The following is a 25641-nucleotide window of genomic DNA, read 5'->3' on the forward strand; positions in this document are numbered from 1 at the left end:
ACAATTCCACTTTTTTACCGCTTTCAGAACCTTTGGGAAACACCATCACAGACCACCGGTGCTGATCTGGTGCATGAGCACTCCGCATGCGTGAACATGCCGCATTACGGCACGGACAGGCGTGTCTTCGTCAGGGTCCATCGGAACCACCCTTCTTACCGTATCACGAAGACGCCTGTTTTAACGATTGCCAGATCTGTTGGGCTTTTATCGCCTCTTCATACCGGTGCAGCTGAAAGAGGGCAGTCCCTTTATTGCACCAGGCGGAGGCAAACCCCGGGTCAAGGACAGTTGCACGGTCAAAGGCAGCAAGCGCCTCTTCATAGCGGCGCAGCAAAAAGAGTGCATTGCCTTTATGATACCAGGCAGTGGTGTACTCCGAATCCAGCGCAAGTGCCCGCTCAAACACCACCAGTGCCTCATCATATCGCTTGAGGGAGTTCAGGGCACAGCCGATGTTGTGCCATGCAGATGCCATCTTCAGGGGATCTTCATCAAAAGCCCGGGTATAGGCATCCAGTGTCTCAATCTCCTCTTCATAGCGGTGCAGGAAGGAGAGAACCATTCCCTTGTTATACAGGGCATCGGCACACGAGGGAGAACGTGCAAGGGCCTGTTCATAGGATGCAAGCGCCTCCTCATACCGATGCAGGCACTCGAGAGCACACCCTTTCCTGTACCAGGCCAATGATACATCATCCCCCGTTCCATACACAATGGCCTCTTCGAATGCCGTTATGGCATCCTCATACCGGGTCTCTGCATAGAGAGCAAGTCCTTTGTTGTACCATGCAGAGGCCTTGTACGGATCGATATCGGTAGCCTCCTCAAAGGCTTTTGCGGCCTCTTCATATCGTTTCAGCTGGTAGAGTGCAATTCCCTTGTTGTAGCGGGCAGAGGCATCATATGGATCCAGCTGTGCCGCCTGTCCAAAACATGCACGTGCCTCTTCGTATCGCTGCAGTGCATTCAGGGCACACCCTTTGTTGTACCAGGCAGACGCAAAACACCGGTCAAAATCAATTGCCCGGTCATACACTGCAATCGCCTCATCGTACCGCTCCTGGGATCTGAGCACATTTCCTTCCTTAACCCAGCCATCTGCCCTGCTACTAAAAAATGGTCTCAATCCCGTCACCTCTTCCCCATTCTTATCCCCGCTCCTGCTGACACACAGCACTGGTTTGGATGCGCTTTTTCCACACGCATATGTACATCGTGCGGAATCGTTACAGATACTCCTTTTCTTCAGATGACATGATAGAACTTTGTGCGGTTTTTGTGATTCGCTGAAAGATCCGGATTTGAGAATTAATATCCGGATAATGCCACCGATCAGGCAAAATTGAATTCAGATGATGGAAAAGCTGAAATATCGCTATTCTCAGGTGTCACCCGGATTACCTGCAGGTGACCGGCTGTATGCCGCAACCGCGTCCTCATACTCCCGTTTTTGCATCGGATCACCGTATTTTATGTGCTGGTTCACCTCACCTTCCTGCCCTTTTGAAGCCGTTTTTCTTCCGGGTACCGTTCAATGCCGGAATAGATCAGGCACTCCCCCGTGGTCGCTCCATTTTGTGGGGGGGTCACTCATTCCGGAAAAATATGGTGAGATCTGATGCCACGAAAAAAAGAGTCATTTGGTCAATTGCCAAGCAAATCTATAACTATTCGGAAAACCACAAGGTCCGGCGGTGATAAACCATGGTTTCGTTTAAATGCAAAGATATCGGCATGGACTGCGATTTCGAGGCCACCGCAGCCAATGTGCAGGAACTGGACGAGAAAATCGCCCGACATGCCCGCGAGGTTCATCAAATCGACCCGGTGGACAAGGAGCTGTGGATGAAAATCCACAAAGCAGAAAAGTAACTCCCTTAAAAGGAGCTCCCTTTTTCCCGTTATCCTTATGCCCATTACGGCCAATAGGACATTTTGAGGATAGGCATATGGACCCACTGAAGATACCCCGGATGACCAAAGATGAGTATGATGCCCTGATAGAACGGCAGTTCATCTCCCGGATTGCCTTTGCAGGCACCGGGAACCCGTATATTGCACCCTTCATGTACGTCTTTGACAAAGAGTACCTGTACTTCCTTTCCACGAAATACGGCAGAAAAATGCAATATTTTGCCGCAAACCCGCAGGTATCGGTCGAGATTGAAGAGTACATGCCGGATCTCTCCTCGTTTACTTTTATAAGCCTGCAGGGGAAACTCGAAGAAGTCACAGAACCGGCCAAAAAAAAGGACGTGCGGGAACAGTTCGTTGCGATGATGAAACGGCACAATCTCTCGCCACGCGTCCTCTCTGCACTGGGATACAGTCCGGATGACCCCCCGGAAATCATCATCAACGGAGAGCGTGCCGCGGTCTGGAAACTGGTTGCGGTCAAAGATATAGTGGCCCTGAAAAACGGCTGAATATCCCTTCATCCCATATTTTCAATCAATTTCGTACCCGTATCTTTCAGGAGAACCCATCAGGGGGTGTTCAGGTTATGAACCGATTCACCATGAATTCGGGGACGATTTTCCATCCGGTCGCCTCTGTTTCACCGTTTGATCTCCAGCCCCACCTCGTTTCTTCGCAGGAAACCGGGTGTCCAGGGAGGATTATACCGCATCAGAAATGGCGCTCCGACCGGTTCAATCCCGGCTGATCTGAGTTCGTCCCGCAGCCGGACCTCTGCTGCCGCCACCTCATCCTTTCGGGCATATCCCCGGAAACGGATGACGGCAACCTCCCGGGCGGGCAGCGTTGAAATCTGTACCCGGCTGTCCAGCGGGTCCGGGATCTCGTCCCGGGTTTTTCCCGGGGGCATGACAAATGACATCGATGCCGCATCGGAAACGACCGGTGCCGTCATCGCAATCTGTTGGGACGTGATCACCGGGGAAGTCATTGATATGCTGTTGCGGGCGGTATTTTTACCCGTGATATAGGCAAAGAGCAGATTGAAACCGGCGTTATCACCCGAACTGTCAACTGTCGCCAGCACCACGGCGGGATACTTACGGAACTCAATTTCTCCCGCCTCACCGGTTATTTCATAGGGAATGGTATCAGTCATGGTCCTTTTTCATCTCCATAGGGGCAACTCCCCCTTCGTCCTCAGGAGTGGTTCGCCGGAGAAATCCCGTCTCCTTTGCTGACGACTCTGCTGACCTTACTGCAGCAGGCGCTCTATCTGTTTCCGGTCAAACCCGAAGATAAACTCGTCGCCGATTTGGACAACAGGGGCCCCGATGAACCCGGCCTTTTGGATGAGCATATCTCTCGCCTCGCTGTTGGCGGTGATATCAATGTCCTCAAATGCCACATTCTTCTCCCTGAGAAACGCTTTTACCGCATGACAGGTCATGCACCGCGGTGTTGAGTAGACAATGACATTTTTCGTGTGCCACGTTCTCTCAATAAACGACTCACGGCCGGAATAGGTCTTATACAATCCGTATTCCCGGGGATTTTTCTGTGCATAATTCTGGTGGTATTCTTCGGCAGGGTAAAACGCAGAGTATGCCAGAATTTCGGTCGCAACGGGTTTCGCAAACTTCCCGGAATCGTCCAGAGCCTTCTTCGAGGCTTCTGCCGCCCGTTTCTGCTCTTCATCGTGGAAGAAAACGGCGGTCCGGTACTGGGAACCCTTGTCTGCGAACTGACCGGCATCATCGGTTGGATCAATCTGCGTCCAGAACACATCCAGCAGTCTTTCGTACGAGACCAGTGCGGGATCATAGGTGACCTGCACTGCTTCGAGATGCCCCGTTGTGCCGGAAGAGACCTCCTCGTATGTCGGATTTTTCTTCGTTCCGCCGGCATACCCGGCCACCGCCGAGACGACCCCCTCAACCTCTTCAAACGGCAGCTGCATGCACCAGAAGCAGCCGCCGGCAAATGTTGCCTTCTTCAGGCTTCTCTCCTCCATACCTGTTCAACCTCTCTCGTCATCCCGGAAGTGACGGATATGCACACGCACCAGGGTATGGATGCCGGGGGGGCAGCAGATCCCTTCGATTCCTTCCGATGGTCTGTAATGGGAACACCCCGTATTAAATGATCGCATCGTCCGGGAACAGCGGTCTTCGTTGCCGGGCAAATATCGCCGAACCACTTTTTCCCGGCAGGCTGATGGCGATTGCGAAGCGGTTCGCCGGTCCGGTGCACCACTCTATTTTTGGTGCATGCCGACCGTTCACACCACAGGAGATAAACGATGACACCAATCGAGGTGCACCCGATCAGACTCGGGATAGCAAATGCCTACCTTGTCAGGCAGGAGGGGACCATTCTCGTCGATACGGGAGACGCGGGAAGCGAGGATGCCATCCTTGAGGCGGCGAAGCAACTGGGGATTGCACCGGGTGATATCCGGCTGATCCTGCTCACCCACGGGCATGCCGACCATGCCGGTTCAGCATCCTCCCTCCGGACGATGACCGGGGCGAAGGTGGCCATTCACCGGGATGATGCTGAAAAACTCAGGAGCGGCAACCAGGGAAGGCTGCGGGCGAGGTGCATCACGGGCAGAATCCTGGGACTCTTCTTCAATGCAAAGAAAAAGGCACACTACCCGCCGCTTGAGCCGGACATTCTCATCACCGATTCACTCGATCTCCGCACATACGGGGTTGACGGCACGGTGATCCCAACGCCGGGGCATACCCCCGGTTCGGTCTCGGTGATCCTTGGAGACAATGAGGCGATTGTCGGGGATCTGATCTTCCCGTCCATCCCGTCCGAAAAACCCGGCCTGCCATTCTGGGCGGATGACTCCGATGAAGTAAACCGAAGCATCGGGATCATCCGGGAACAACAGCCGCAGAAGATCTATACAGGCCACGGAGGGCCGTTTTCGGGCGAGGAGATTGACACGATCAGGTGAGGAGGCAACCGGACCCGTCATCGATCCGGATGCCTGTTTGTGACGGTATTAATCCCCATAACATCCCAATACTACGGCAGGGATGAGACAGACCATGAAGAAAACCATCATCACTGTCGTAGGAAAAGACACCGTCGGCATTATCGCAAAGGTATGCACGTACCTCGCAGAAAACGACGTCAATGTCGAAGACATTTCACAGACCATCATACAGGGCTACTTCAACATGATGATGATCGTTGACACCAGCAGCTCCTCCAAACCGTTTGGTGAGATGGTAACGGATTTAGAGGCTATTGGTGATGAGATCGGTCTGAAGATCCGATGCCAGCATGAAGATATTTTTACCCGGATGCACCGGATCTGAGGGAATTTTCAATATGATCAATATCTTTGAGGTCCATGAAACGAACGCGATGATCGAGCAGGAGAAGCTGGATGTCCGTACGATTACGATGGGCATCAGCCTCCTGGACTGCTGTGATTCGGATCTGGATACCGTAAACCGGAATATCTACGATAAGATCACCTGTGCAGCAAAGGATCTCGTCGCCGTCGGCAGGGACATTGAACGCGAATATGGCATTCCTATTGTAAACAAACGCATCTCTGTCACCCCGATTGCACTTGTGGGAGGACGGGCCTGCTCGTCTCCTGAGGATTTTGTCACCATCGCACAGACGCTGGAAAGAGCGGCCGAAACGACGCGGGTCAATTTTCTGGGAGGCTATTCCGCACTCGTCTCCAAGGGCATGACCCCTGCGGATGAACATCTCATCCGCTCCATTCCTCTGGCGCTCTCGTCTACCGAACGGGTCTGCAGTTCGGTCAATATCGGCTCCACCCGGACCGGCATCAACATGGACGCCGTAAAACTGATGGGGGAGATTGTGAAGGAGACGGCAGAGTCCACCAAAGAGAACAGCTCAATGGGCTGTGCAAAACTGGTCGTCTTCTGCAACGCCCCGGACGACAACCCGTTCATGGCCGGAGCCTTTCATGGCGTAACCGAAGCAGATATGGTGATACATGTGGGTGTCAGCGGACCGGGTGTGGTGAAGCGTGCCCTCGAGGGAGTCCGGGGCGAGAACTTTGAAGTGCTCTGCGAGACGGTGAAAAAGACGGCATTCAAGGTCACGCGTGCCGGACAGCTGGTGGCGCAGGAAGCCTCTGAACGGCTGGGTGTGCCGTTTGGCATCGTCGATCTCTCGCTTGCGCCGACACCTTCCGTGGGGGACAGTGTGGCGGAGATTTTAGAGGAGATGGGCCTTGCATCGGTGGGCGCTCCGGGCACCACCGCCGCTCTTGCCCTGTTAAATGATCAGGTAAAGAAGGGAGGAGTGATGGCAAGTTCGTTTGTTGGCGGACTCAGTGGCGCCTTTATCCCCGTCAGCGAGGATCAGGGGATGATCGATGCGGTGAACCGCGGCGCCCTCACGATTGAAAAACTGGAGGCGATGACCTGTGTCTGCTCGGTCGGCCTTGATATGATCGCCATCCCCGGAACCACATCTGCTGCCACCATCTCCGGCATCATCGCCGATGAGGCGGCAATCGGCATGATTAACCAGAAGACAACCGCCGTCCGTTTGATTCCTGTTATCGGAAAAGATGTCGGAGATACCGTGGAATTCGGCGGGCTTTTAGGGCATGCGCCCATCCAGCGGGTCAATACCTTCAGCTGTGAGGCGTTTGTGAACCGCGGCGGCAGGATTCCTGCACCGATTCACAGTTTTAAGAACTGATACGAAGAAGCTCCGTTACTCATTCCTTTTTTATAGTCCATTCAGCCTGTCTGTACGGGGTGCCGTCTATCGACAAAACCCCGTCCTGCATACATATCTGAATACATTCAGGCCCTGTTCTGTCGCTGAAATGGTTATTTCATTCAATAAACCGGGAATCTCCCCGTTCGGACAAATCATTATCTTTGAATAAATATTATTTGAAAAAGAAGGAGATTTCCTTAAAATATCTGCTTGTGAGATGAGACGAATATGATTAACCATTATATACACGAATGTACAGCACCGTGCATCGTATTCTGCCTGATTGCGGGGTTCCTCCTCATCCCCGCCGGTGCAGGCGCGACCACCTGGAACGTCTCCCCCGTTGCGGGAGGGGAGTATGCCAACGTCACCAGTCTTCTGGACATCCCTGCCCTGAGTGACGGGGACACCATCCGCATCTGGGGCGTGGACGGACAGACCTTTGAAGGCGGCATTACGATCGACACACCGGATGTCCTCATCACCCGCTGGGAAGGGTCACCCGCAAGACCGCTCATCACCAATACCTCGCACACTGCTCCCGCGGTCACGGTCACGGCGGACAACGTCACCCTCCGGGGCCTCGATATTTCAAATAACCGTCTGGAAAATGAGGACGGCGCAGGGGTATGTGTCGCGGGGACGTCGTGGGACAACCATCTCCAGGGGTTCACAGTGACGGACTGTGTCTTTTCCGGGAATGCAGTGACAGGCAATACGCCTGCGACCGGGTCGTACAGTTCCGGGGGCGCAATCGGGTGCCGCTACGTCGACGCCGCCCTCATCACCAACACGACATGTGCGGACAATACGGCACATTATGGCGGAGGGGCGTATTTCATTCGTTCTTTTTCTGACACCGTGACAAACACGACATTCACGAACAATACGGCAGAAGAATCTGGCGGGGGGGCATATTTCGATCGCTCCGATTATGCCACCGTGACGAACACCACATTCACGAACAATACGGCCCATTTTGGCGGGGGGGCATGGTTCTGTATGTCCACGGAAGTCACCGTGAAGAACTCCACATTCACGAACAATACGGCACCAGATGGAGGGGGGGCGTTTTTCACAACATCCTTTTTTAGCACCGTGACGAACTGCCTCTTTGAGAACGATAATAACCTCCATACCATCGGTTCAGTTGGAATGACCCTGAGCGAACCGAACCTCATTGAATCGGCCAATATCATCGGCGGGCCGTACCGGGGCGGCAATGTCTGGCTGCGTGACCCCGCACAGAACATCTCCGAGTGGGGTGCTGATGCCGACTTCAACGGCATCTGTGACCAGTCCCTGACAATTCCCCCAGATCTTGCCACCGATTCCTTCCCGCTCATCTCCGGCGGCGGCACCGTAGCGTTCTCCGCGACACCGCAGGACGCCTTCGTGTATGTGGACGGCGTGAACAGCACCCGGACGGCAGAAGACCCGTTCTATCTCCGGGTGGGGGAGCATTGCATCACCCTCCAAAAGGACGGCTACATCCCCCGTGATGCAACGGTTACCGTCGTTGCGGAATCAACAGTCTCACTCGACATACACCTCACCGCCATTGTCCATCCCATGACATGGAATGTCTCGCCGGTTGCGGGGTATGGCAATTATTCCAATATGTCCCTCATCCCGGAGATCGGCGAGGGGGACACCATCCGTATCTGGGGCATGGACGGGCACACGTATGAGGGCGGCATCACCATCGACACACCGGATGTCCTCATCACCCGCTGGGAAGGGTCACCCGCAAGACCGCTCATCACCAATACCTCGCACACTGCTCCCGCGGTCACGGTCACGGCGGACAACGTCACCCTCCGGGGCCTCGATATTTCAAATAACCGTCTGGAAAATGAGGACGGCGCAGGGGTATGTGTCGCGGGGCCGTCGTGGGACAACCATCTCCAGGGGTTCACCGTGACGGACTGTGTCTTTTCCGGGAATGCAGTGACAGGCAATACGCCTGCGACCGGGTCGTACAGTTCCGGGGGCGCAATCGGGTGCCGCTACGTCGACGCCGCCCTCATCACCAACACGACATGTGCGGACAATACGGCACATTATGGCGGAGGGGCGTATTTCATTCGTTCTTTTTCTGCCACCGTGACAAACACGACATTCACGAACAATACGGCAGAAGAATCTGGCGGGGGGGCATGGTTCTATATGTCCCCGGATGTCACCGTGAAGAACTCCACATTCACGAACAATACGGCACCAGGTGGAGGGGGGGCGTTTTTCGATACATCCTTTTTTAGCACCGTGACGAACTGCCTCTTTGAGAACGATAAGAACCTGCTCACCGTGAGTTCAGAGGGAATGATCCTGAGCAAACCGAACCTCATAGAATCGACAAACATCATCGGCGGGCCGTACCTTGGCGGCAATGTCTGGCTGCGCGACCCCGCACAGAACATCTCCGAGTGGGGGGCCGATGCCGACTTCGACGGCATCTGCGATCAGTCTCTATCCTTCCAGTCTCTATCCGTCCAATATGGCACCGATTTCTTCCCGCTCGTCTATGGCGGCACGGTGGCAATCACTTCGACGCCGCAGGACGCCTTTGTCTATGTGGACGGGGTGAACACCACCCGCACGACGGATGCGTCCCTCTATCTCCCGGTCGGCGATCACCAGATGACAGTCGCACTCAGGGGGTATGTGACCCCCGCCAACAGGACGGTGACCGTCACCGCCGGGACCACCACCACCCTCGACTTCGACCTCGTGCGGGAGACCGGGTACCTCGAAGTCACGTCCGTCCCGGACGGGGCAGCGATTATTCTCGACGGCACGGATACCAATACTCGCACCAATGCAACCCTCGCAGACCCACTCCCCACCGGAGATTACAATGTGACCGTCACCCTGGACGGGTACATCACGCCCGCGGAAGAGGTGGTCACCATTACGACAGGCGACACCACTACCGTCAACTTTGACCTTGTCCGCGAGACCGGGTTCCTCGAGGTTACATCCGTCCCCGCAGGGGCGCATATCTTCCTCGACGGCACGGATACCCATACCCTGACCAACGCGACCCTCGCAGACCCACTTCCCACCGGGGAGTATAACGTCACCGTCGCCCTCGATGGCTATCTCACTCCTGAAAACAGAACCGTGACCATCACCGCAGGCGCAACGACATCGGTTTCCTTTACTCCCGAACGGATTCCCACCCCAATCCATCACGGTTCGGGCGGCGGGAACTCCGGTCTCTCGGCAGGGGCGGCAAACAGTCTTTCTGCCGGTGACACCGTCTCCTTTGCGGTGCAGAACTCCGCGTTTTGCGAAGTAAACATTACCGCCGGGGAACCGATCTCAGACATCCTCATCACCGTGGGAAGAACCACCCTGCCCTCCGGCACCGACGCCCCGCCGGGGGAGATCTATGAGTATGACGAGATACTCCTCTACCACACCACCGATGACAGGATCGCAGATGAGACCCTGAACTTCACGGTCTCAAAGACATGGCTCGCAGAGAATGACTTTGGTCCCGGTGATGTCACCCTCTACCGCCTTCACGATGGTGTGTGGGAGGAACTCGCAGTCCGCCTGACCGGTGAGGACGCCCAATCCTGTTTCTTCACGGCGGCAACGCCCGGGTTCTCGACCTTTGCAATCGCTGCGGTGCATGGCACCGGTGCCGCGGCCACCCTGGCACCAGCACCCGCACCCGCCATTGCAGAGCAGGCACCCGGTACTGCAAAACCCGCGACGCCCACATCCGCCGCAGCCGGCCCGACTCCGACACAGAGCCCGGTGCCGTACGGGTGTGCCGTCCTTGCAGCCGGTCTGATCTGCCTCATGAAAAAACGACGGGAATAATCCGGCAACGGAGCATATCCCTATCTCACCATTTTTCTGAAACGGCACCCTCTCCCTTTCGGAATCTGAAAAGAGCAGATGGCTGATGATAGCAACGGGTATGAAAACGAATCCACTTTGGATCATCATGGATCCTTTTTTTTGGCTGATCTTCTGACCCGGGGAGACCCGGATATACAGGCGGTGATACACCGTATTAGATCCGGTTCACACCCGGGAACTGCTCCGTAAGCATCATGCCGTATCCCTGCAGGGGGGATAAAAAATGAAAGAACGGTCTCTTTTGCAGGCACGGGTGATGTAAAATTCAGCAGCTGTCGCACGGACGCAGCCTGCTCAGTGCCACTCCCTTGCTGAACCATGCATGGGAATGTTCGGGGTCTATCGCAAGCGCCCGGTTGTAGGCATGAAGTGCCTCCTTATAGTTCTTCAGACCCATCAGTGCGTCCCCTTTGGTGTTCCAGGCATATGCGTCATCCGGATCCAGGGCAAGAGAGAGATCAGCCGCATCAATCGCCTCTTCAAACCGTTCCAGGAAATTCAGGGTGATGCCAAGGCTCACCCAGGAAGAGGTGTCGTCCGGATCGCATTCAAGTGCCTGGCAATAGGCCCTGACTGCCTCTTCGTAATCTTCGAGTTCATCAAGGGCGCACCCTTTATGATACCAGACGGAAGCGAGCGTAGAATCAAGGGCAAGAGCCAGATCGAAGGCATCAACTGCCTCTTCAAACTGTTCCAGATTCATCAGTGCAATGCCGAGGGAATCCCACGACGAGACGTCATCCGGGTCACATTCGAGTGAGCGGCTGTATGCCAGGGCCGCCTCACCGTATCGCTCCAGTTCAGCAAGGGCACAGCCTTTCTGATGCCATGCAGCGGCATAATCCGGACTGCATGCTATCGCCTGATCATATGCCGCAACCGCTTCCTCGTATTTTTCCTGATCTGTGAGCGCATTTCCTTCGGCAAAATATTCATCTGCGCATTGGGTTTCGGATTTTTCCATGTTGCTCCCTCCCTTTCGGTATCATTATTTCATTTCCTGCAATTCATACCCTTTTCTTTTCGAATCGGTGAACACTTTGGTTGACATCACCGGACGGACAAGGCTCCGTACCGCAGATGAGGCCCGCTCCGAAAGTGAATGAAAAAATTCTGCGTATGAACGGGATAGCTAAGGGTGCCGGATGGAACGTTCACATCAGGATTTTTTCTTTTCCGGATGGAGTGAGGATTATTATACTTGGAAAGACCTGATTTCAATCATATAACGGGGGGAAAAAATGTCAGACAGTCCTGTTGGCATAAAAGGATCGGCCATGATTGGAACGCTTGCGCATGAAGGATACTGTTTCATCCTTCCTGACCGGGACTATGTCCCGCTGGTCGTGACAAAAGCAACAGATAAAAACGGCCCCCCCGAGATACTGGGGCCGGTAACATCATTCGTAAAAAATCCAAAGGCGGCATTCCCCCATATCAGAACAGATGAACAAAAATGGGACATTACCGATTCCTATCAGGACAGGGATAAGGCGTCTATCGGTTTTACCACCCATGACCTGATCGCAAAGGTGCTGTCCGGGATGCTGAACATCAGCATTGCCGCCACGTATTCCGGGTTTGATTCAATCAGGATATCCTATACCAACGTCACGTCTGACAGTATCTATAAAACAGAAGTGCTGGATTACCTGCATGGCGGGGTTGTGACGGATAATCAGAGTATCAGCCGTTTATGCAGGAAATCGGACAAATGCTTTGTTATTTATGAAACCCTGAAAGCCCGCAGGTTTTCCATCTCTTTTCTGAACAGGCAGGAGGCTGCGACCGATAATGACATCCGTTTTTTCCTGGAGAGTGCCGGTGTTTCCGGAACAGGCGATTTTTCAGCAGTGAAGGATGGATCAATACACTATTCCGGAAAAGAGCCCCAGACGTTTGCCTTCAAGGGCGTTGGATTTCATCTCAAAAAAAGCCTCTTTTCCTCTGCACATTCCGTTGAAACCGGAGATCGATCGAAAGGGATATCCCATGGCAGAAAGGGTGTGCGGGAGTCTTCAGAAACACGGCCGGTTGCATCCGGAAAGAATCGCACGGTAAATGTGGTCTCGCTGCATCCGGAGAGAGTCGAAATTATGACGGATCAAAAAATGACCTTCAGTCCGTTCCGGTTTATATAAGTGCCATGCGGTGCAGGGAGACCCATCTTCCCCATGCAGAAGCACCGGGGCTTTCAATCGGACCTGACAGTTCCCTTTTTGTATCCCCGGCACCGAACCGGATGACAAACGGTTTTCATACTGTTCCCGGTGATCGGAATATATATCTGTCTTCAGTATCCCCTAGGGGGTATGCGATCGAATGTCTTTGGCGTCAGAAACATTCCGGAGACGCGTTTTGGGGGACCGGCCGACAGGGGTGTCGGCGACGGTGAAACAGCAGACGGGGTAACACCACTCCGTTCAGATTCCCGGCCTTTCATACGCAGCACAGGGGGGAAAAGCCGGTGACGAATCCGTCCGAAACCGGTGGTCAGGCCACTGAAGATACCAAATCCGGTTCTGCCACCGGCACCGGGGCCAAAACCCCACTCATTGAACAGCTCCTCGAAGGGAACCAGGCATTCAGGGACAATGAGTTCAGGGACAATCCTGAGCGATACCGGGAACTGGCCGTGGCACAGAGTCCCGGCGTCCTCTGGATCGGGTGTTCTGATTCGCGGGCGGCCCCGGAGCGCATTACCAGCGCCCCGCCCGGTGAGCTGTTTGTCACCCGGAATGTCGGCAATATTGTGCCCACCCATGACTGGAGCCTCTCGGCGGTTGTTGAATATTCCATCAGCCACCTGAAAGTGCAGGAGATCGTTGTTGTCGGCCATTCCGACTGCGGTGCCGTAAAGGCACTGGACAAGGATCTGCAGGACCCCTACATCCCGCTCTGGCTCAATGATGCCCGCGAGGCAAAGGCACGGGTCGATGCCCGGATTCCCAAAGCAGAGTCTCCTGAGGAATTAAAGGAACGCACGCACCAGATAGAGCTGGAAAATGTCAGGCTCCAGATTGAGCACCTGATGACCTACCCGTCCGTCCGGCAGGCCGTCGATGAGGGAAGAATCGAGGTGCACGGTCTGTACTATGACCTTACAACAGGCACCCTGTCCCGGGTGGTCTGAACCGGCGGGTATCCAGCCCCATCCCTGAACAATGAGAAATCAGACGAGGGGCATCTTCCCTTCCGGAATATCATCTGCCGGATGATACGGTCACTCAGATATCCGGCCGGGGTATCTGATCCCTCCCCATTTCAGGCCACGATATACCATCGCTGCAAGACCGACATCCAGTGCGATTACGCATAGATAGACAAGACCATTGGAAAGAGGGGTGTGCCAGTATATCGCCGGAACCATCGAAAGGCCGGACCAGACAAGGAAAAACGGGAGGAAAGCCCCGATAACCGATACCAGAATACCGCAGATGAGAATGCGGGTGAACCGCACGCCCTCACCGAACCAACCGGAAAAAACGAAGGGAGGGATGAGCACGGCCATGGGCACCACGGATATCAGTGCCCCGACAAGAAGCATCGGGGCATCACCCGGCATAAAAAGGACAAAGCCCGCTGCCATGACAAGAGCGGGGAGTCCGAAGCGGATCATACGGTTTTTCGTCCGGCTGAGGACGGCATAGACAAAAGAGAGCAGCACGACGCCCATAAGGCAGGCGATAATCTCCAAGAGTATCACCAGAAAAAGAAAGCCATCAACAACATCCATACCCGCTCGTCCCGAATAATGCTGGTGCACCGCCTCCCATATACCTGTGGGTGATTTCCCGGCAGGCAGTCAGACAGAATCTGGCCGGATCTTTTCAGGTCCGGTGGTCAGAACGATGAGGGGCAGACGGACGCCGTGCGCACATGCACCAGGATCTCCAGAGTCAGGGCACAGGATTCACCAGAATGATCCAACTTGGTGCAATCAATTTATATTATGCACCACAACCTTAGTACACAGGTGCACCGGCCCCCACCATCCATCACCAATCAGGAGATCTGGTGCACCAGTTTTTTGGAGCACGTGAATATTTTATGGACCAAATCGAAGAAAAGAACAGAAACAATCTCTTCCTGATGGACAACACGGCAAATCCTGCACCACTCGGCCTCTGTGCATTCGGGACGACCACGATTCTGCTCAGTCTCCACAATGCCGGAATAACCGGGCTGACGAGTCCCATCGTTGCGATGGCGCTCCTCTATGGCGGGCTTGCCCAGCTCATCGTCGGCATTATGGAATGGAAGAAGAACAACACCTTCGGGATGGTCACGTTCGGGAGCTTTGGATTATTCTGGATATCCTTTGCGGCAATCATGATTCTGCCGGCGACAGGTCTTGCAGCAGCACCAACCGCCCAGGATCTCGCGGCATTCCTGTCCGTCTGGGGTCTTTTAATCCTCGGGCTTTTTATCTGCACCCTGAAGATGCACCGTATCCTGCAGGTCACCTTCGCAGCAGTCCTCCTGCTGGTGGTGCTGCTGGTGGCCGCAAACCTGACCGGCATCCACCTGATCCATACCCTTGCCGGTGTGACCGGTATCGCTGCCGGTGTTCTTGCGCTCTATATGGGCGTCGGGGCAGTCATCAACGAGATCTATGGCAGCCGGGTACTCCCGGTTTAACCAATCCCTTTTACCAATCCCTTTTTCTCCCGGAAGCGGACGTAGACCACTTCGTCCATGACGATGCCATTCTTCGTGATGGCGTTTTGGTGCACCGCTTCCCGGACAAACCCGCATTTCTCCAGCACCCGCATTGAGGCTGCGTTGGATGAAAACACCCCTGCCTGGAGCCGGATAATGTCGAAGTACTCAAACGCCACCGGAACCATGGCGGTGACCGCACCGGTAGCGATGCCCTTTCCCCAGAAGGGTTCTGCCAGCCAGTAGCCGATTTCAGCAGTCTTTTTGTAGACATCCTTCAGCGGGGTGATGCCGATGCCCCCGACGGCAGCGCCATCCAGATCAATTGCTAAGAGGAGGCCTGATGCAGGCCGGGATGCCATCGCGATGAACCGGTTCGCGTCATTCAGGGTATAGGGGGAGGGAAACCCATCCCGCAGAGTGGCTGCGATACGGGGGTTGTCTGCATGCTGCACAAGTCCGGCGGCGTCTTTCCTGTCCCATGAGCGGAGGAATACGGTCGGACACCCGGTAGTAATCCGTTCCCCTGCCACCGGTTCATTCTGCTCTGTCATGGATTTATCCTGTATGTGCCCACCGCCAGGTAGGCAGGCCTCATAATCCCGGTCCTGTATGTGTGCGTGTATGTCAGGAGGGAAAAAGTGCCTGAACCAAGCCTGTCAGTGATACCGTCTTTTCTGTCAGACGGGTATTTTTATTTCAGCACCGCCGGCAGATTTCACGGCATCTATGAGGGCATTGATCTTTTCTGCATCCTGCACATCTTTTTTGTCGAACACAAACACTCCTCCGACCTCAACGCCCTTTGCTTTGAGCGCTTCAGCCAGGTGCGGAAGGGTATCTTTTGCCTGTGCACCACAGGTCGCAAAGAGGACGGCGGTTTTTCCCTGGCACCCGGAGAGGGCTGCAACGGCCCCGTTGACTGCCGGAGCGGCCCTGAATGCCCAGACCGGCGTGCCGATAACGATGAGATCGGACGCAGAGACATCGATTGCAGCCGGTGTGATGGCATCCGCCTCTCCCCTCGCTGCCCGGTAGCACCCCAGCGAATACGCGGTGATGGTGGAGTATGGCTTCACCGCCTTCACCTCGACAAGGTCACCCCCGCATTTCTCCTGGATTTTCTTCGCTACACCCCGGGTCACCCCGGAATAGGAATAGAAAATGGTTGTTAGTGTCATGGTTTCTTTCTCTCCCCCGGTACCCTCACGGACTCCCCTCCCAATGAGGTATGCACCGGCTTCTTCTGCATATGCCGATATCCTCAGGAAGGATTCCTGTATCGGTATAGCGGAAGTGCTCCGGCACGGTGCCGTTCGGTAACGGAGGTATCTGTTGCGGGGAGAATTAAATCCTCCGGGGGAGGTCCGCCCTACCGCCACGTCACCTTGACCGGGTTCCTGCGCGGGAGGCCATAGGTCGTGTACTTCGGGTGGCCGAACAGCATCGCAAAGGCACACGTCCGCCCCGCAGGGATCCCAAGCTCCTTTTTAAGCGGTTCACAGGAGAGGGCGGCCATTTCAATGAATCCCGCCCAGCAGGTGCCGATGCCAAACGCCGGGGCGGCGATATCGAAATGGGTGACGGCGATGATGCCGTCTACGGATGCAATCGGGGTATTCTCCGGGACATGGGCAACCAGCAGGTGGGGGGCGTCGCGGCAGATGACGTCATGGCCGTTCTCCCAGGCACGGATCAGGACCGGTGCATACACATTCAGGGGATGGGCGATATTGATCAGGGTCTTCAGCCATTCGATGGTCAGCGCGGCAACCGTTCTGACATCTTCGGGATTGTGCAGCACCGTCCACTCCACCGGCTGCCCGTTGCTCCCCGAGGGAGCGTACCGGACGATATCGAGCACCTGAAGGATGTCCTCCTTTGAGACCGGCTCCTCCGTGAAATGGCGCACGGACCGGCGTTTCTTCATATAATATCCGAGGTCCCGGGCATCGAGTTCTCCGGCACCGGCCGGACACTCCTCCTTCCCGTCCGGCAGGATATTCAGGAGGAGGGCCTGCGTCGGGCAGATGACTTCGCAATGTCCGCAGCCGATACACATATCGGCTTTTTCATCCCGGACCACCGGAAGGGTATTCTCATCTGCCGGGTCGACAATTGACATCGGGCAGACGACAGTGCAGAGGCCGCACCGGGTGCAGAGATCTTCATCCACGAGTATGGTTGCCATTTTTTCACCGTCCTTTTAGTACCTGTATGGTTCCACTCTGTTTCCCTCTGTGCTGATAAATCTTTTATAGCTTCCCCGTAGGTCGGGGGGGTCGCATCATAAGCCGTCGGTGAGAGGGGGAGAGAGCACTGCCGGAGATACACCGGAATGACAGAGCTTGTCAGAGGAGAAATGATGGCAGTGCGGACGTACGGGGAGTCCGACAGAGTACTCTGATGCACCACTCTGCCGAGGCGAACCGTCCCGGCTGGCGGCTTTGCACTTCTCCATTCTTTTTCAATCAGGACTGCCATACGTTCTCAGGCAAACCGGTGATAAAATGGATAAAAATGTATACCTCTATGTATGCCCGGGCCTCGCTGACTGGGAGGCATCCCTTGCTATAGCGATGATATCGAATCTCAATACCGACATCCCGAAGACAATCAGTTACCGTATAATCACATTCGGGCTAACAGGAGAGCCGGTCACCACGTCCGGCGGCGTCACCATCCTTCCAGATACTGATGTCCGTTCCGTCGACCTCACCAAAGCGGCGATGGTCATTCTTCCCGGTTCGTCACAGTACGAGCATGATGATCCCACTCAGCTGGTCCCGCTCATCCGGGCCTGTGTTGATACGAATATCCCGGTGGCAGCGATATGCGGCGCCACACTCTTTCTTGCAAACCATGGATTTCTCGATACGGTCCGGCACACCAGCTGCGGGCAGGAGTGGCTGAAACAACACGCCCCGGCTTACCGCGGTGAACACCTCTATGAACATGCACCGAGTGTAAGCGATGGTGGCATCATCACGGCAAACCCACTCGGTTTTGTCGATTTCGCCTACCATATCATACAAACGCTGGATGTATTCCCGCCGGAGTTTCTGGAGGTATGGTATGGTGCGGTGAAGAGCGGATACCTGAATGTGGATCAGTTTTAAAAGGAGAAGGCAGCCGGGGAGGAGTGAGGAGGGAAATTTGAGAGGGAAAGAGGGCCCTTCCCATGGGCATACGGAACAGATAAAACCTACCAGTCCTTCTTCATCGCCTCTGCCTTCAGTTCCTTTGGCATCAGTTCAATCGCGTACCGGAGTGCGGTCCGGGGCATACTCCTCTTATGCTCCATGACAAAGGCAAAGATCTCCTCCGTATGCTGTCTGCTCGCCTCTTTTAAGAGCCACCCGTAGCCTTTCTGCACCATATCATCGGTGTCGGTCAAAAGGAGGCTGGCTATCGCCATTGCCTCTTCGGGAAACGTTCCGTGTTTGGCAGGGACGATTAATGATACTGCCGCAGCCCGCCGCAGCCAGCGGTTCTCTGACTGCGTCCACTCTTTTAGTGCTGCGATGCACTCCGGGTACTGCTCCATGAAATCCCCCACCGTGTGGTTGCAGAAGGTATCACAGGCTGCCCAGTTGGTGATGGAGGTGTCAATCCAGCGCCGGAAGATGGCGATATCGTCACGGTCATACCTGCCTGACAGGGCATAGGTCCAGTCTGAGGCGATAGCGGACTCCTCGATGTAGCCGGATTTGAACAGCACTTCACAGAGAGCATATATCTCCGGTTTTGGCAGGTTTATTACCTCTTTCCGGTATTTTTTGGCAATCGCTTTTGCGGTTTTGGTCTTCATGCCGTAGCACCGGACGCCTTCTTTAAAGAACCGCTGTGAACGCTGCTGCAGTTCAGGGTCGGCGTTTTGTTCAAGTTCGGCCCGTATCCGGACAATGAGGGGGTCCATGATGAGAGGTTTGCAGGACGAGAGTTAAATGCATTTGGGGTGCGGAGGGAAAAGGCGGGTCAGGGATTTGTGGCGGTGCTGCTTCCGGACGGATGCGGCCCCATCCCCTTTCCGCCTGTATTGAATCCAGCGCGGAAATCGCCACATCCGTTTCCAGAATACCTGCGAAACACCCAGGATTTCAAAGCAGTCACCATGTATGAGAACAAATCCCCGAATCAAAGACAACCGTTCCGGATGAAATATCACTGCCGGAAAAAAAGAATACCAATATTAATGCAGGATTCCAAAAAGGCAGATATTGAACAGGTAAAGAGGCGAAACGACGATGAAACGGATTGAACCAGGCGTGACAGAGGGTGCGGAGGATAGCGCAAAAGAGATCATGGAGGGTGTGTTTATCTCTCCCAGGATCATCACAACAAAATACGGGGACGTTGAGATCGACATCACCGACAGTGACGGGCCGGTCGTGATGGGCAGCCACGGCGGTCTTGGCGGCATCGACCAGTGCCGTGCGGCTATTGATTTTGCGGGGAATGACTTCCGGCTGCTCTCACTGTCCCGTCCCGGATATCTCGGAACGCCACTCGGGAGCGGGGAGTCTCTTGACGAACAGGCAGATCTCTTCGCCGCTGTCCTTGACGAACTGGGCATTGAGAAGGTGGCGGTCTTTTCCATCTCAGCAGGCGGCCCCTTTGCCTACACGTTTGCCATCCGCCACCCGGACCGCATCTGGGCGCTTATCACCGCAGACTCCGTGAGCGGGTATTACGATATGCCGGAGAAGGCCGGCGCACTCACGCAGATGTTCTTTTTGTCAGACACCGGCCAGGCACTGCTCCAGAAGCTGACGCAGGCAAAACCGGATGCATTCATCAAGGAGATCTTCAAGAGCGAAGCATACTACACGAAGCGGCAGATGCAGGAGCATCTTGACTTTGTCCTGAACGACCCATATGCACACATGTTCGTCACCGCCTTTATGAATACGATGTACCCGTATAAGCCGCGGAAAGCGGGAACGGAAAACGACATGGTGATCACCCGCACGCTCACCCACCTGCCGGTCGAGAAGATCACCTGCCCGACACTGGTCATTCACGGCACCCATGATGCCGATGTGAAGTTCTATGACGGGGTGTATGCGTATGAGCACATTCCAAATGCGGAGCGGATCTGGATTGAAGAGGGCTCACATCTCTGCTTCTGGATCAACCAGAAGTCAAAAGAGGCGCAGGGATACGCACTGGACTTTCTGAAGCGCCATATGCCGAAGTGAATTTTTTCTTTTTTATCCCGCCATTTTTTTTACGAACGGATTGCCATAACAGCGATATCGGTCGACATTTTTGGCGTTCAGGACACATATAGCCGGCCCATACCCCGATTCTACCCGAATCATCCAAAAAAATGTCAGATTATGCTGATTCGTAATATTTCAGGGAAGAGAGCGCAAAATCACTCAATGCACAGCACTTGCGCCCGACACAGGCATATATACAGATGAGACGGAAAAGGGGCATAAAAAGGTGATGCATTTGAATCTCATGATGAAAAAAATGCTTATTGCATTCATAATCTGTATTCTCTCAGCCCTTCTCGTTATGCCGGGGTGTGCCAGTGAATTCGTTGAGCCGGAATTGTATGACTGGAACATCAAATGCTGTGATCTGGGATTCGATGGGAGTTCCTTTAAGATAGAGGCGCCACCGGACTTCCCCTGGCCGGGTACTCACTCCGTCGGCGGCATCGGCTCCATTACGATTGAGATGGTGAATGAGACCCATTTTAACTTCACAGCAACGGGGATTCTCATCAATGCGGTCATTGTAAAGGGCATGGATTCGTATGTCTATAACTACTCGGGCCCCTCATACGGCAGCCCGGTAACAGCAGACACCATTCTCAACCCGCCGCTCAATTCGTGCAATGGCAAATTCCCCGCCATCAGTCACATTGAGTTCTGCTATGTGGAAGACGGAGTTGAACCAACCCCGACACCAACGGAAACACCCACGGAAACTCCAACGACACCTCCCACATCCGTTCCGGAATTCCCCCTCTTTGCAACACCGGTAATCGTGGTTTTCAGCCTGATTATGGGTGCAGTGGTTTTGTCACTGACGAAACGCCGGTGATATCTGTTTTCCCTATTTTTTTCAGGATTATAGCCTCAGTCTGCCCGTTTGCGTTCCGTCATCTGCAGGAAGTATCTTCGGGAGCGAAATTGCGTATAGTAACTGGAAAAAGGGAAATCGCGATTATTTCCCGGGAAAACGGCATGGACCATGAATATCAGCCATTGAAGTGGTGAAATTCATACGTGTTCCGTATGAACTCCTGTTTCCGGTGCGTGCTGCCTTTCACCGGCGGCTTCAGGTAGCCGACATCCGGTGTCTGCCGGGCCGGGCAGAACGGGCAGAGCGCTGCATCGACATCATTCGCCTTTGTCCGGACCGGGCAGTAATAGACCCCGTCGATGAACTGCACGGTGTCACCGCCCGGAAACGGCATGCCGACGGGGTGAGGAGGGATGTTCTGGACGAACATACAGAAGCCGGCCAGAAGGAATTTCAGGAACCTGAGCCGATCCTTATCGTCATCACCGCCGGAACAGTGCGCCGCCACCATCGTCCAGTATTCTCCGTTATTTTCAGGCAGACCCCCCTTCATTGCTGCAAATGACCCCTGCTGGTTCATGAGCCTGATATTCTCCCATGTGGCATGCAGGTGGCCGGTGATGAGCTTCTCAAGCTTTTTCCGATAGAAAGGGTCAATATTCCTGATTTTCCCTGAGAAATTCCATTGCATCTGTTTCAGATCACGCGGGGAGTAGCGCAGCACGATTGCGGCAATCTCCTTCCCGAGATCCCCGCGGGTCTGCTGCGATGCAAGCCTGCTGCAGTCGTCTTTCACGTTCTCTTCTCCCATACTCATCTCATATTCTCCGGTCCGGGTCTGATGGTCTCATTGTTCTGGTATTCCTGCCGCTTCAGGTCTTTTCCGTAGCTGCTTGCGTCTCCGGCCTGACCGGCTGCACGTGGGTTTCATTCGTGTGCCATCGGGTGCTTCACTGCCGGTTATTCGTCAAGGTGAATCAGCAGGCAGTGTATTTATCAATTGTTACCGGTGCATAACCGTTCCCGGAACGGATCTGCTGACGCCACATATGGAGCCTGTTTCCGGATTGACGATCAAATGCAGCTTTTTCAGTCATACGGTACAACCAGTCACTCCCCACGTAAAAATGGGAATCGTTATCCATTCCGGTTGCAATGGTCTTTTTATGCCGCAGGAGCCCGCCGAAAATACCTTTGGAGCAGACTATACCCACTGGCTGAAGGAAGAGTTCGCCCGCGAGGATGAACTGGCCGCGATGAGAAAGACCGCTGAAACCGCAAAGGGCATCGTGGAGTATGCCAGTCTCGGGGAGGGGCCGGCCGTGCTGGGCCTTCACGGGATGCCCGGCGGGTATGATCAGGGGCTCTTCGGCTACGACTGGATTGCTGATGCCGGGTTTACCCTGCTTGCACCGAGCCGTCCCGGCTATCTCGGCACTCCCCTTTCGACCGGAAAGACATACCCGGAGATGGCGGACGCCCTCGCCGCTCTTTTGGATACGCTGGATATCGGGAAGGTGGCGGTCGTGACGATGTCAGGCGGGGGCCCGCCGGGGTACGAGTTTGCCATCCGGCACCCGGACCGGATATCGGCACTGGTCGCCATCGACTCCATCGTCCTGCCATGCCGGATGCCGGCCGACTTCAACGCCGTCTCCGAAGCGCTGTATCTCAGCGCCCCGGGCCAGTCGCTCTTCAGCTTCTTCTCGAAGCACTTCCCGAAGCAGACGATGCATGAACTGATAAAATCGAACTCCGTCCTGACGTCCGAAGAGATCGATGAGCAGGTCGAAACAGCGATGCAGGACCCTGCCCAGATGGCGATGCTTTTGCGGATTATCCGTTCGATGTCTGACTATGCGAAGCGCAAAGACGGTGTTCAAAACGATATCGACCAGTTCACCCGTCTCTCCCCCATGCCCATCGAAACGATCCAATGCCCGTCTTTGATCGTCCACGGGACGCACGACAACCTGCTCTTCTATCAGGCGGTCCATGCACGGGACACGATCCCCGGTGCAGAGCATATCTGGGTGCCCGGCGGGTCGCATTTCGGTGCGTGGATCTCGCCCCGTGCACACAACGTGCAGGAAGAGATTGTCCGGTTTTTGCAGAGGCATTGCACGGAGTATTGAAAATCCGGAAAGAACGGACCATACTGCTGCGGATTTTGGGACGCACAGAATTCAGCGAGCGGGACCGGGAAAAATCCCAACGTCGAAACTGGCGTCAGGGCCAGGAACGACGCATGTGCACCAGCACCACGGCCATTCACTTCCGTACCGGTCATGTTCCACCCACATACCACCCGTCATGCTGGTCATGCCCCTCTATCCCATGTGACACCGGAAGTCAGCCGCAAAGGCTATTATTTCGAGTGGAATCCTGTTTTTCCGGAGATTTGAATAGTATTTTTACTCAAATAATCCGCATAGCACTATTTTTGTCACGGGAAACAGGTACATTTTTACCAATACATGACTTTAGCAAATATGTGGTGCATAACAGGAATTTCGTCCCGTATTTGCCGTCGGTTCCTTGATCCCGTTTTCCGGTCATCTCCAGTGGAATCCATGGTTGGCTTCAGAATTTGACCACCGGATGTGCTGTTTCCCTTCTCCTGCAGATATGGATCATGATTCCATCGAATAACCGCATCGCCATGCCCGGTCTTCATCAGTTTTGACTATTTTTATCCAGTTTCCACTTGATTTTCACCGGATTTTCACAGGCAATACACAGCACAAATACCCGAATAATCAAGTGAACAGTTTGTATGCGAAAGCGGGTTCTTTCTTTACCCGGCCCGCGATCACCCATCCAGGCACACATACCCCTGAGTATACGAATCGGAATGAATCCCTTTTAGAATAGGTCAGAACCGCGGGCATCCCGTCACACACTCACTGCACGGCATCGTCGCAAACCGTGCGATGCACGGGGCGAGGGGAGCCGCACATCTGAGGATAATCGGCCGTCCCAACAGCCACTTCACAACCGGCACAAGCACGGGAGGCACCCACGGGCGGATGGTCAGGCACCGGAACGCATCCACTCTCCCGTCCGGCCCGAATGCGTCTCCGGGGCAGTTTTTGATGCAGAGCCCGCAGCCGGTGCAGAGCGGGGGAACGGGAGATGCGGGTGATTCCGGCTCTGATGCTCCGGCCGGGACGGAGCAATACTTCGGTCCGTTTTCAGGAATTCCCCTGCCAGTCACCACCCCGCTTAAAAAAACCCGCGGGCCGTAGTGCGGGGTGATGAGAAGGGCGCTTTTGCCGATCTCCCCCAGACCTGCGGCGGCGGCAGTCTGCTTTAACCGGATGAGTCCCCGGACCGCTCCGTCGGTGATCGTTACGGGCAGATAGAGCGGAACCGGCTTTGCAGGGATGCCTGCTTCCGTTAACAGGCGGGACAGGCTGACTGCAGTCCGGTCAAGTGCCTCGGCAATCTTCAGCATCTCCCGGGTCTTTTCCTTCGGCGGCATCCGGTAGACGGGAGCAGGAATTTCCTGTGCAAAAACAATAACCGAGCCTGCTCCGGGGAAAAATTCACGGATATAATCCCGGTCGGGAGCGGGAATATCTGCAAGAGCAACCTCGGCGAAAACCTCTATCCCCTCACGGTGGAAAAATGCATCAATGTCCGGACGGGTCATGTATAGATTCTTTTTCAGCTGATTCAGGTATAAAGGAATGGGAAAGGGAGAAAATCAGGGCGTATCTTCTTCACCGAATACAAAGACCTGCTCAATGGCACACTCAAATATGAATGCCATTTTATAGGCAAGGAGGACCGAGGGGTTGTACTGCCCTTTTTCAAGGGAAATGATGGTGCGGGAGGACACATTCACGAGCTCTGCAAGCTGCTGCTGGGTCAGTCCCCGCTCATTCCTCAGCTCCCGGATGCGATTATCCATTCACATCCTCTTCTCGTAATATACCAGGGAACCTGCCGTCAGTGAAAACTCCATGATGATCAGGAATACGAATGAGAGAGTGATATAGAGTTCCAGATTCATCAGTGCTGAAGCAAGTGCGAGGAAACACAGGACATAGTTTGTGATACGGGCGGTATTCCACCCTGCTCTTTCCCGAACACGAATATTTCGCTCATCATTCTCTTCCCGGAGGGAGGCCTTCTGAATATCAGGTGTTTCAACAGCACGGGCAACATATTTTCCGGCAAGATTCCCGATTCCCAGAACGGCCAGAGCCGCACCAAACCCAATACAGATGCCATTAATCTGATTGCTGTCTGTTATGCCGGTTTGGGAAAAAACCATCAGGGCAATTCCAAGAATCATCATACCCCACATGAGAGGGAGAGATTTCGTATTCATCGTATTCTGATATGAAGTTTATTTCATATGAAGTTTGCTTCACATAGGGGGACAGAAACGGG

At 54.5% G+C, this 25641-nt stretch carries 28 protein-coding genes; 14 read left to right on the forward strand and 14 right to left on the reverse strand.

What is annotated here, in order from left to right:
• Positions 1–163 precede the first annotated feature (163 nt).
• Positions 164–1138, reverse strand: a complete 975-nt coding sequence (locus L1S32_RS08275; RefSeq protein ID WP_278154550.1) for a tetratricopeptide repeat protein — start codon at positions 1136–1138, stop codon at positions 164–166.
• Positions 1139–1707: 569 nt separating this feature from the next.
• Here L1S32_RS08275 and L1S32_RS08280 point away from each other — a divergent pair.
• Both L1S32_RS08280 and L1S32_RS08285 read left to right on the forward strand, forming a co-directional pair.
• On the forward strand, positions 1708–1875 hold the full coding sequence (locus L1S32_RS08280) for a DUF1059 domain-containing protein (protein ID WP_278154551.1): 168 nt from the start codon (positions 1708–1710) through the stop codon (positions 1873–1875).
• 77 nt (positions 1876–1952) lie between these two features.
• On the forward strand, positions 1953–2429 hold the full coding sequence (locus tag L1S32_RS08285; RefSeq protein WP_278154552.1) for a pyridoxamine 5'-phosphate oxidase family protein: 477 nt from the start codon (positions 1953–1955) through the stop codon (positions 2427–2429).
• 131 nt (positions 2430–2560) lie between these two features.
• On the opposite strand, the gene L1S32_RS08290 is transcribed toward L1S32_RS08285, so the two are convergent.
• From L1S32_RS08290 to L1S32_RS08300, 3 genes are all read right to left on the reverse strand, one after another.
• A complete protein-coding gene (locus L1S32_RS08290) occupies positions 2561–3079 on the reverse strand; it encodes a heme-binding protein (protein WP_278154553.1) in 519 nt (172 codons plus the stop codon).
• 96 nt (positions 3080–3175) lie between these two features.
• Positions 3176–3934 carry a peptide-methionine (S)-S-oxide reductase MsrA gene (gene msrA / locus L1S32_RS08295; RefSeq protein WP_278154554.1) on the reverse strand — a complete coding sequence of 253 codons (759 nt, stop codon included), beginning with the start codon at positions 3932–3934 and terminating at the stop codon, positions 3176–3178.
• Positions 3935–4058: 124 nt separating this feature from the next.
• Positions 4059–4229 carry a hypothetical protein gene (locus L1S32_RS08300; RefSeq protein WP_278154555.1) on the reverse strand — a complete coding sequence of 57 codons (171 nt, stop codon included), beginning with the start codon at positions 4227–4229 and terminating at the stop codon, positions 4059–4061.
• Between L1S32_RS08300 and L1S32_RS08305 the strand changes: the two genes are divergently transcribed.
• The 4 genes from L1S32_RS08305 (at position 4223) to L1S32_RS08320 (ending at position 10494) form a co-directional block, all read left to right on the forward strand.
• Positions 4223–4891 carry an MBL fold metallo-hydrolase gene (locus tag L1S32_RS08305; protein ID WP_278154556.1) on the forward strand — a complete coding sequence of 223 codons (669 nt, stop codon included), beginning with the start codon at positions 4223–4225 and terminating at the stop codon, positions 4889–4891. The genes L1S32_RS08300 and L1S32_RS08305 overlap by 7 nt on opposite strands.
• A gap of 94 nt (positions 4892–4985) precedes the next feature.
• Positions 4986–5258 carry an ACT domain-containing protein gene (locus L1S32_RS08310; protein ID WP_278154557.1) on the forward strand — a complete coding sequence of 91 codons (273 nt, stop codon included), beginning with the start codon at positions 4986–4988 and terminating at the stop codon, positions 5256–5258.
• A 13-nt stretch (positions 5259–5271) separates the two neighbouring features.
• A complete protein-coding gene (locus L1S32_RS08315) occupies positions 5272–6636 on the forward strand; it encodes a PFL family protein (RefSeq protein ID WP_278154558.1) in 1365 nt (454 codons plus the stop codon).
• Positions 6637–6888: 252 nt separating this feature from the next.
• A complete protein-coding gene (locus tag L1S32_RS08320) occupies positions 6889–10494 on the forward strand; it encodes a PEGA domain-containing protein (RefSeq protein ID WP_278154559.1) in 3606 nt (1201 codons plus the stop codon).
• 307 nt (positions 10495–10801) lie between these two features.
• On the opposite strand, the gene L1S32_RS08325 is transcribed toward L1S32_RS08320, so the two are convergent.
• Entirely contained in the window at positions 10802–11500 is a 699-nt protein-coding gene (locus L1S32_RS08325) for a tetratricopeptide repeat protein (RefSeq protein ID WP_278154560.1), read from the reverse strand.
• Between the two features lie 277 nt (positions 11501–11777).
• Between L1S32_RS08325 and L1S32_RS08330 the strand changes: the two genes are divergently transcribed.
• The 3 genes from L1S32_RS08330 to L1S32_RS08340 all read left to right on the forward strand — a co-directional run bounded on the left by L1S32_RS08330 (position 11778) and on the right by L1S32_RS08340 (position 13669).
• Positions 11778–12677, forward strand: coding sequence for a hypothetical protein (locus tag L1S32_RS08330; RefSeq protein WP_278154561.1), 900 nt, complete (start codon positions 11778–11780; stop codon positions 12675–12677).
• Between the two features lie 171 nt (positions 12678–12848).
• Positions 12849–13007: a hypothetical protein gene (locus L1S32_RS08335; RefSeq protein WP_278154562.1), complete on the forward strand. Its 159-nt coding sequence runs from the start codon at positions 12849–12851 to the stop codon at positions 13005–13007.
• Positions 13004–13669 (forward strand): carbonic anhydrase, encoded by a 666-nt coding sequence (locus L1S32_RS08340; protein ID WP_278154563.1) that lies wholly within the window; start codon positions 13004–13006, stop codon positions 13667–13669. Before L1S32_RS08335 ends, L1S32_RS08340 begins: the two co-directional genes overlap by 4 nt.
• A gap of 90 nt (positions 13670–13759) precedes the next feature.
• Here the strand turns inward: L1S32_RS08340 and L1S32_RS08345 are convergent, their stop codons facing one another.
• Positions 13760–14272, reverse strand: coding sequence for a hypothetical protein (locus tag L1S32_RS08345; protein ID WP_278154564.1), 513 nt, complete (start codon positions 14270–14272; stop codon positions 13760–13762).
• 314 nt (positions 14273–14586) lie between these two features.
• On the opposite strand from L1S32_RS08345, the gene L1S32_RS08350 reads away from it, so the two are divergent.
• Positions 14587–15177, forward strand: a complete 591-nt coding sequence (locus L1S32_RS08350; protein ID WP_278154565.1) for an acetate uptake transporter — start codon at positions 14587–14589, stop codon at positions 15175–15177.
• Here L1S32_RS08350 and L1S32_RS08355 read toward each other — a convergent pair.
• The 3 genes from L1S32_RS08355 to L1S32_RS08365 all read right to left on the reverse strand — a co-directional run bounded on the left by L1S32_RS08355 (position 15174) and on the right by L1S32_RS08365 (position 17389).
• The gene (locus L1S32_RS08355; protein WP_278154566.1) at positions 15174–15752 is read right to left on the reverse strand and encodes a GNAT family protein; all 579 of its coding nucleotides are present in this window, start codon (positions 15750–15752) and stop codon (positions 15174–15176) included. The two genes, L1S32_RS08350 and L1S32_RS08355, sit on opposite strands and share 4 nt — an antisense overlap.
• A gap of 126 nt (positions 15753–15878) precedes the next feature.
• The gene (locus L1S32_RS08360) at positions 15879–16379 is read right to left on the reverse strand and encodes a flavodoxin (protein ID WP_278154567.1); all 501 of its coding nucleotides are present in this window, start codon (positions 16377–16379) and stop codon (positions 15879–15881) included.
• Between the two features lie 191 nt (positions 16380–16570).
• A complete protein-coding gene (locus tag L1S32_RS08365; protein WP_278154568.1) occupies positions 16571–17389 on the reverse strand; it encodes a nitroreductase family protein in 819 nt (272 codons plus the stop codon).
• 319 nt (positions 17390–17708) lie between these two features.
• On the opposite strand from L1S32_RS08365, the gene L1S32_RS08370 reads away from it, so the two are divergent.
• On the forward strand, positions 17709–18317 hold the full coding sequence (locus L1S32_RS08370) for a type 1 glutamine amidotransferase family protein (protein ID WP_278154569.1): 609 nt from the start codon (positions 17709–17711) through the stop codon (positions 18315–18317).
• Between the two features lie 86 nt (positions 18318–18403).
• On the opposite strand, the gene L1S32_RS08375 is transcribed toward L1S32_RS08370, so the two are convergent.
• Positions 18404–19117 (reverse strand): DNA alkylation repair protein, encoded by a 714-nt coding sequence (locus tag L1S32_RS08375; RefSeq protein WP_278154570.1) that lies wholly within the window; start codon positions 19115–19117, stop codon positions 18404–18406.
• A gap of 328 nt (positions 19118–19445) precedes the next feature.
• Between L1S32_RS08375 and L1S32_RS08380 the strand changes: the two genes are divergently transcribed.
• Together L1S32_RS08380 and L1S32_RS08385 are read left to right on the forward strand one after the other, a co-directional pair.
• Entirely contained in the window at positions 19446–20399 is a 954-nt protein-coding gene (locus L1S32_RS08380; protein WP_278154571.1) for an alpha/beta hydrolase, read from the forward strand.
• A 268-nt stretch (positions 20400–20667) separates the two neighbouring features.
• Positions 20668–21258 (forward strand): hypothetical protein, encoded by a 591-nt coding sequence (locus L1S32_RS08385; protein WP_278154572.1) that lies wholly within the window; start codon positions 20668–20670, stop codon positions 21256–21258.
• 157 nt (positions 21259–21415) lie between these two features.
• On the opposite strand, the gene L1S32_RS08390 is transcribed toward L1S32_RS08385, so the two are convergent.
• Positions 21416–22057, reverse strand: coding sequence for a DUF2115 domain-containing protein (locus L1S32_RS08390; RefSeq protein WP_278154573.1), 642 nt, complete (start codon positions 22055–22057; stop codon positions 21416–21418).
• A gap of 349 nt (positions 22058–22406) precedes the next feature.
• Between L1S32_RS08390 and L1S32_RS08395 the strand changes: the two genes are divergently transcribed.
• Positions 22407–23375 carry an alpha/beta hydrolase gene (locus L1S32_RS08395; RefSeq protein ID WP_278154574.1) on the forward strand — a complete coding sequence of 323 codons (969 nt, stop codon included), beginning with the start codon at positions 22407–22409 and terminating at the stop codon, positions 23373–23375.
• 740 nt (positions 23376–24115) lie between these two features.
• Here L1S32_RS08395 and L1S32_RS08400 read toward each other — a convergent pair.
• The 3 genes from L1S32_RS08400 to L1S32_RS08410 are packed head-to-tail and all read right to left on the reverse strand — an operon-like array spanning position 24116 to position 25579.
• On the reverse strand, positions 24116–24895 hold the full coding sequence (locus tag L1S32_RS08400; protein ID WP_278154575.1) for a hypothetical protein: 780 nt from the start codon (positions 24893–24895) through the stop codon (positions 24116–24118).
• Between the two features lie 54 nt (positions 24896–24949).
• Positions 24950–25156: a helix-turn-helix transcriptional regulator gene (locus L1S32_RS08405; RefSeq protein ID WP_278154576.1), complete on the reverse strand. Its 207-nt coding sequence runs from the start codon at positions 25154–25156 to the stop codon at positions 24950–24952.
• Positions 25157–25579, reverse strand: a complete 423-nt coding sequence (locus L1S32_RS08410; protein WP_278154577.1) for a hypothetical protein — start codon at positions 25577–25579, stop codon at positions 25157–25159.
• Between the last annotated feature and the right edge of the window lie 62 nt (positions 25580–25641).

Origin of the sequence: Methanogenium sp. S4BF, from assembly GCF_029633965.1 — an archaeon.
GTDB lineage: Archaea > Halobacteriota > Methanomicrobia > Methanomicrobiales > Methanomicrobiaceae > Methanogenium.

Excerpts from the sequence above, each read along its gene's own strand:
- L1S32_RS08315 (WP_278154558.1), top strand. The coding sequence starts at position 5,272 with ATGATCAATATCTTTGAGGTCCATGAAACGAACGCGATGATCGAGCAG.
- L1S32_RS08305 (WP_278154556.1), top strand. The coding sequence starts at position 4,223 with ATGACACCAATCGAGGTGCACCCGATCAGACTCGGGATAGCAAATGCC.
- L1S32_RS08395 (WP_278154574.1), top strand. The coding sequence starts at position 22,407 with ATGCCGCAGGAGCCCGCCGAAAATACCTTTGGAGCAGACTATACCCAC.
- L1S32_RS08365 (WP_278154568.1), bottom strand. The coding sequence starts at position 17,389 with ATGGCAACCATACTCGTGGATGAAGATCTCTGCACCCGGTGCGGCCTC.
- L1S32_RS08390 (WP_278154573.1), bottom strand. The coding sequence starts at position 22,057 with ATGAGTATGGGAGAAGAGAACGTGAAAGACGACTGCAGCAGGCTTGCA.
- L1S32_RS08310 (WP_278154557.1), top strand. The coding sequence starts at position 4,986 with ATGAAGAAAACCATCATCACTGTCGTAGGAAAAGACACCGTCGGCATT.
- L1S32_RS08350 (WP_278154565.1), top strand. The coding sequence starts at position 14,587 with ATGGACCAAATCGAAGAAAAGAACAGAAACAATCTCTTCCTGATGGAC.
- L1S32_RS08345 (WP_278154564.1), bottom strand. The coding sequence starts at position 14,272 with ATGGATGTTGTTGATGGCTTTCTTTTTCTGGTGATACTCTTGGAGATT.
- L1S32_RS08290 (WP_278154553.1), bottom strand. The coding sequence starts at position 3,079 with ATGACTGATACCATTCCCTATGAAATAACCGGTGAGGCGGGAGAAATT.
- L1S32_RS08375 (WP_278154570.1), bottom strand. The coding sequence starts at position 19,117 with ATGGACCCCCTCATTGTCCGGATACGGGCCGAACTTGAACAAAACGCC.
- L1S32_RS08410 (WP_278154577.1), bottom strand. The coding sequence starts at position 25,579 with ATGAATACGAAATCTCTCCCTCTCATGTGGGGTATGATGATTCTTGGA.
- L1S32_RS08370 (WP_278154569.1), top strand. The coding sequence starts at position 17,709 with ATGGATAAAAATGTATACCTCTATGTATGCCCGGGCCTCGCTGACTGG.
- L1S32_RS08405 (WP_278154576.1), bottom strand. The coding sequence starts at position 25,156 with ATGGATAATCGCATCCGGGAGCTGAGGAATGAGCGGGGACTGACCCAG.
- L1S32_RS08330 (WP_278154561.1), top strand. The coding sequence starts at position 11,778 with ATGTCAGACAGTCCTGTTGGCATAAAAGGATCGGCCATGATTGGAACG.
- L1S32_RS08360 (WP_278154567.1), bottom strand. The coding sequence starts at position 16,379 with ATGACACTAACAACCATTTTCTATTCCTATTCCGGGGTGACCCGGGGT.
- L1S32_RS08400 (WP_278154575.1), bottom strand. The coding sequence starts at position 24,895 with ATGACCCGTCCGGACATTGATGCATTTTTCCACCGTGAGGGGATAGAG.
- L1S32_RS08285 (WP_278154552.1), top strand. The coding sequence starts at position 1,953 with ATGGACCCACTGAAGATACCCCGGATGACCAAAGATGAGTATGATGCC.
- L1S32_RS08335 (WP_278154562.1), top strand. The coding sequence starts at position 12,849 with ATGCGATCGAATGTCTTTGGCGTCAGAAACATTCCGGAGACGCGTTTT.
- L1S32_RS08355 (WP_278154566.1), bottom strand. The coding sequence starts at position 15,752 with ATGACAGAGCAGAATGAACCGGTGGCAGGGGAACGGATTACTACCGGG.
- L1S32_RS08320 (WP_278154559.1), top strand. The coding sequence starts at position 6,889 with ATGATTAACCATTATATACACGAATGTACAGCACCGTGCATCGTATTC.
- L1S32_RS08280 (WP_278154551.1), top strand. The coding sequence starts at position 1,708 with ATGGTTTCGTTTAAATGCAAAGATATCGGCATGGACTGCGATTTCGAG.
- L1S32_RS08380 (WP_278154571.1), top strand. The coding sequence starts at position 19,446 with ATGAAACGGATTGAACCAGGCGTGACAGAGGGTGCGGAGGATAGCGCA.
- msrA (WP_278154554.1), bottom strand. The coding sequence starts at position 3,934 with ATGGAGGAGAGAAGCCTGAAGAAGGCAACATTTGCCGGCGGCTGCTTC.
- L1S32_RS08325 (WP_278154560.1), bottom strand. The coding sequence starts at position 11,500 with ATGGAAAAATCCGAAACCCAATGCGCAGATGAATATTTTGCCGAAGGA.
- L1S32_RS08385 (WP_278154572.1), top strand. The coding sequence starts at position 20,668 with ATGATGAAAAAAATGCTTATTGCATTCATAATCTGTATTCTCTCAGCC.